The 5195-nt window shown below is 61.6% G+C and carries 4 protein-coding genes; 1 reads left to right on the top strand and 3 read right to left on the bottom strand.

The features are described 5' to 3' along the window. Window positions 1-194 precede the first annotated feature (194 nt). The 3 genes from ACZ4TW_RS23775 to ACZ4TW_RS23765 all read right to left on the bottom strand — a co-directional run bounded on the left by ACZ4TW_RS23775 (window position 195) and on the right by ACZ4TW_RS23765 (window position 3035). A complete protein-coding gene (locus ACZ4TW_RS23775) occupies window positions 195-1235 on the bottom strand; it encodes an HNH endonuclease (protein ID WP_465546965.1) in 1041 nt (346 codons plus the stop codon). 26 nt (window positions 1236-1261) lie between these two features. Then, window positions 1262-1483, bottom strand: a complete 222-nt coding sequence (locus tag ACZ4TW_RS23770; RefSeq protein ID WP_465546963.1) for a hypothetical protein — start codon at window positions 1481-1483, stop codon at window positions 1262-1264. 160 nt (window positions 1484-1643) lie between these two features. Beyond that, complete coding sequence (locus ACZ4TW_RS23765) at window positions 1644-3035, bottom strand: HNH endonuclease (protein WP_465546961.1); 1392 nt, start codon at window positions 3033-3035, stop codon at window positions 1644-1646. A gap of 135 nt (window positions 3036-3170) precedes the next feature. Here ACZ4TW_RS23765 and ACZ4TW_RS23760 point away from each other — a divergent pair, with 135 nt between their 5' ends. Continuing rightward, the gene (locus tag ACZ4TW_RS23760; protein ID WP_465546959.1) at window positions 3171-4961 is read left to right on the top strand and encodes a GmrSD restriction endonuclease domain-containing protein; all 1791 of its coding nucleotides are present in this window, start codon (window positions 3171-3173) and stop codon (window positions 4959-4961) included. Window positions 4962-5195: the final 234 nt, after the last annotated feature.

The following is a 5195-nucleotide window of genomic DNA, read 5'->3' as shown; positions in this document are numbered from 1 at the left end:
CGTAAACGACCGACGAGCCCTGGACATGTAGACATCCTTCCAGCAGGACCCTTCGTCCCGCTATCTCAGGTGTCCACTCAAACTGGGGAGGCTCATTCGTCGCTCGACAGTTGAAGCGGCAACTCAGTAGACACCGACGCCATGTTCACTCACCTCCACGCATCGCAAGCATCAACCGCGCTTGCTCGACATCCTCAGAACCACTCGAAATCCACACGTCCCAACGTCTCAATCGAGTCCCGCCCCAACCAGATTGGCGAACCATCTGGTCGAGTCGCGTACAAACCGCGTGCCGCGGACTTCACCCGCTCGTACTGGTTCGGCCAATTGATCGAGTCCGCCAGCGCGGCAAGCTTGTCCTCCCCACGCTCCAACGCCCGCCGCACATACTTGACGTCTGGCAACAAGTCCGACTTCGACGAATTGCACCTCTGACACGAAAGAACCAGGTTCGACAGGCCGTCGATTCCCACCCGCGACCAGGGCAGGATGTGGTCGACGTGGCGCTGCGCCCGCAAAGACGTTGCGCAATAGAAGCACTCGGCCCCGAACTCCTCGGCCAGCACGCCGCCAGCCTTGCTCAGCCCCACGCGTTCCGCACCAAACAGGTGGTGTGCGAGGTCTGGCCCTTCGTCGAGGATTCCCTTGTTCATCCGCCGCACATCGTCCACCCAGGCCAACTGGAACGCGGGTTTCAGCAGCGGCGCGAGCCGGGCAAGGGTGAATCCGACACCCGGTAACAGCCGAAAGCTGTTGTCGTGTTCAGCAAGTAGCTTGGCGGATGAGTTTCCCATCCACGAGTCGTCGTACAGGAAGCACTTGTACGAAGCCTCGGCTCGCACCCGTTGCAGCAGTTTCAGCGGATAGCGCACCAGGTTGTCCTTGACGGCTGCAACCGACTGCGCGTACACCTCCGGCGCTTGCACCCGTGCCACGTCCAGCTGAACGTCCCGCCGAACCGATCCAGTTGCGTCCTTGAGCTCCGCCACGGCGCGAAACACAACTCCGCGTCCATCATTCGACTGCCGCAACACGTGCCCATCCAGCGGCCGCAGCTGCCGCCAATACAGATCCATCACCCGGTAGGTCAGGTTGTCGAGATTCACGACGACTTCGGCGTCAGGATCGTCGGGCACGGATTCGACAGCGATGTCGAGCAAGGCGACCATCACCGCCAGCTTGTACGTCGCGGTCCGCCGCCCACCTTCGAGGACGGCAACCAGCTTCTGCCCCAAACTGAGCGGATCGCCCGCAAGACCACTCAACCCAGCACCACCCGAAGCGCTCGTCGCACATCGTCGATACTCGTGCACGGCGCGCGGCCACCTGGCTCGTACAGCGCCGTTACGTCCAGCAACCGGTGCAGTTGGCCTTCCACCTCGCCCTGCAAAACGCCGGCCTCCACGCGCGCGACGTCGTGCTTCGTCTCGGCACCGTTGAGCACCCGCTCGCAGTCGGCGATGAGGGTGCTGCTGATCCACATGCCCTCATTGTGCTCTTCGAGCACGTCAAACGTCTGCGGGTTCGCGCAGGGATTACTTAGGAGAGTGGGGGAGCGCTGAACCCGCGGAGGAACGGCCTGCCGGTCCTCACGCGGCGACGTCGTGAACGGCTTCCGAAGAGTTCCATGAGTAGTAGAGCACCTAGGTCACATAGTCGAGATCCATAGGCTCCCACCCGACCGGCTGGGTCGCGTTCAACCCGACCGTGCGATTCGGCTCCCACCCGGAAGGTGCGCCCATCGCCGGCGCCTCTGCCATCACCGCCTTGTCGGGACTGTGAAAGGTGAAGCGCTGCTTGCCATGCGCGGTGATACTGAACAGCCCTCGGTGCAACGCCCGATGATGGGTCGAACACAACATGATCAGGTTGTCGGGGTCTGTCGTGCCTCCTTGACTCCACTCGCGCACATGGTGCGCATGAAGAAACTTCGTTCGGCCACACGCGGGGTGCCGACAGCCGCCATCACGACTGAACACCGCCCGCATTAATGCATGCGTCGGAAGTCGGCGTTTACGTCCCCACCGCAACACCGCACCCCGACGATTCGAGGTCACCGCCCGCACCGCCGCCCCGCACTCGGCCTCACCATGGTCGGCGTGATCAAGGTGCGGACCATCATCGACGTGCGCGTACTCGACACCCTCGTCATCGACGCGCGAATGGACCACCACCTCCGCGCCACGCACAATCTCGGGGATCTTGGAGTCGGTCGCCATCGCCTCGGCCATGGCAACCACCGCCGGCCCGACATTGCGCGGCGCACCACGCCACACGCTGTTCACCTCTTGCGGCGACTCCTCGCGTTCGGTATCTGAACCCTGTCCGCCTGGGTCCAGAGCGTTCCGCGGAACGTCGGCGCTGCCAGCCGTGCGGGTGCGCTCGTACTCGGTGCGCGTCACGCCCGCCAAGAATCGGGCGCCATCAAGCGAACTCAGCCGCAACGAGACCTCCAGCGATCCGTCCTCATTCCATGACCACCGCCCCTCCGATTCGACCGGCTCGGGTTCCTGCCCACTGCCGTCGGCGGCCTCGGCCTTATCGATCCCCCGCATCTCACGCACCAACCGCTCCAGCTGAGATGCGTTGACGGACAACGCCACGCTCAACAACTCCTTCTCCCGCTGCGCCGTCGCCACCCGCGTCAACGCCCGCACCTTCGAGTACGTCAGCCGGCCCGCAGCGAACGCCTCGCTTATCAACGGAAGATCCTGTAGCGCATACCCGATCCGTAGGTGCTCCTGTGCTGTGCGCACCGAGAGCCCAGTCCGCCACGACAACCAATGCGCGCACGACACCGTCCCCTGATTTGCCCAGGTGCCACGCCGATCCAACTCGACCAGCATCACGAGCCACCGCGCGGTGAGCGACGCGATCTGCGACGCGAAGCCCGCCACCTTGTCGCACAACTCGTCGTCGGACAACTGGTCCAGCGGCCGCTCATCGAAGACCGACTCAAACGTCGCCGGCGGCGTGTCATCCAACACGACCATCGGCCCTGACCGATCGAACTCGTGGATATGTTTGACCGACATCGATACCCCCTTGACCAGGGTTGAATTGTGACAGGCGTCAGGGTAACGACGGGTACCGACAAAACGGACATACCCGGGCGTTCCGCGGAACGCTCAGCACTGGGATTCTCCCGCATCTTGTAGCAAGGTGTCGGTATGTCGAAGTACAAGGTCACGCAGTCCGCCGTCACCCAACTTCTCGAGGACGTTCGACGTGAACAGATCGCCATCCCGGAGTTGCAGCGCCCGTTCGTGTGGGACAGCGTCAAGGTGCGAGATCTGCTCGACTCCCTGTACAAGGGTTACCCCGTCGGCTACCTCATCACCTGGCAATCCGTCGGCGCCCATCTGAAGGGCGGCCAAACTGCGGCTCATCAGCAGATCCTGATCGATGGCCAGCAGCGCATCACCGCTCTCCGTGCAGCGGTCGCCGGGCTCAAAGTGGTCAACAAGCGATACAAGCAGGTCCGAATCACGATTGCGTTCAATCCCGTAACAGAGGAGTTCGCGACTCTCACGCCGGTGATCGCGAAGAACCCCGAATGGATCTCCGACGTCAGCGAACTCCTCAGCGCGAACTCGACGTATGCCTTCGTCAAGAACTACTTCGACGCAAATCCGAACATTGACCACACAGCGGCCGAGCAGTCGATCTCGCGCCTGGAAGCGATCAAGAACGCTCAGATCGGAATCATCTCGCTCAACGATGATCTGGACGTCGAGACCGTCTCCGAGATCTTCATCCGCATCAACTCCAAGGGCGTGCCATTGAGTAGCGCCGATTTCGCCATGAGTAAGATCGCCACCTACGGGGAGCGTGGCCGTAACATTCGCAAGCTCATCGACTACTTCTGCCACCTGGCTGTCGCGCCGCACGCCTACGGCGACATCGAGGCGAATGACACCGAGTTCGCCGGCACCCCCTACCTGAAGGCGATCTCGTGGCTCAAGGACGATTCCGAGGATCTCTACGACCCCGGTTACAACGACATGATTCGCGTGGCCGGTCTGGTTGGGTTCAGCCGCGGAAAAGCTGCGTCGATCGTCAGTGAGCTTTCCGGCCGCGACCCCGAAACCCGAAAAGTCGACGAGTCGCGTATCCCGCGAGCATACGACGCGCTCGAATCGGCGCTGCTCGAAATGGTGAAGAAGTACAACTTCGAAAACTTCGTCATGGTGATCAAGTCGGCTGGCTTCATCTCTCCCCGAATGATCGGTTCGAAGAACGCCCTCAACTTCGCCTATGCCCTCTACCTTCAGCTCCGGGCAGACAGTTCACTCGCGGAAGGGGAACGGCGACGAATAGTCAAGCGCTGGTTCGTGATATCGATGCTCACGGCACGCCATTCGGGTAGCTTCGAGTCCCGTTGGGAACAAGACATGCGGCGCATCCGCGCGATCGGGGCTGCGGCATACCTCAAGCAGATCGAAGAATCCGAACTCACCGACGACTTCTGGAGCGCCGCACTTCCGCTCGCCCTCGACACAACCAGCGCCGCAAGCCCGTTCTTCCAGACATTTCTCGCCGCACAGGTGTCGTCGTCCGCGCGCGGTTTCCTGTCCAAAGCGGTCACAGTGGCAGCCATGCATCAGCAGTCCGGCGATATTCACCACATCGTGCCCAAGGACTACCTGCAGAAGAACGGCTACCCGGACCGCAGCGACTACAACCAAGTCGCAAACTTCGCGCTGACCGAGACAGCCATCAATATCAGCATCGGCAACAAGCCTCCGACGAAGTACATGGCCGAGATCTTGGAGCAGATCGAATCCGGCGATCTCCGTCTGGGCGAGATCACCACACTTGAGGACCTACAAGACAACCTGCGGGAGAATGCGATACCACAGGATGTACAGGATGTGGCGTCAGCGAACTATCCCGAGTTTCTCGAACACAGGCGTCGTCTGATGGCTGAATCCATCAGGACCTACTTCGAACAGCTGTGAACCTCGAGCATCACATGTAGCGATCAGTCTTCTAAGCCCCGTCGGCGTCAGCTCTGTCACCTCCGCGGTAGCACCACCCGAATCGCCCGTCGCACATCGTCGATTCCCGTGTGGGGAGCTTGCCCACCCGGCTCATACAGGCTCTTCGAGCTTGAGGGGGCAATGCCTGGTCAGCGTGCCGGTGTGTCGTTGAGGTAAGACGCCCCTGGTCTCCGGAAATCTGGATGTTGCGAA

The organism is Agromyces sp. NPDC029043 (genome assembly GCF_055564615.1).
This window is presented reverse-complemented; position numbering and strand designations above follow the sequence as displayed.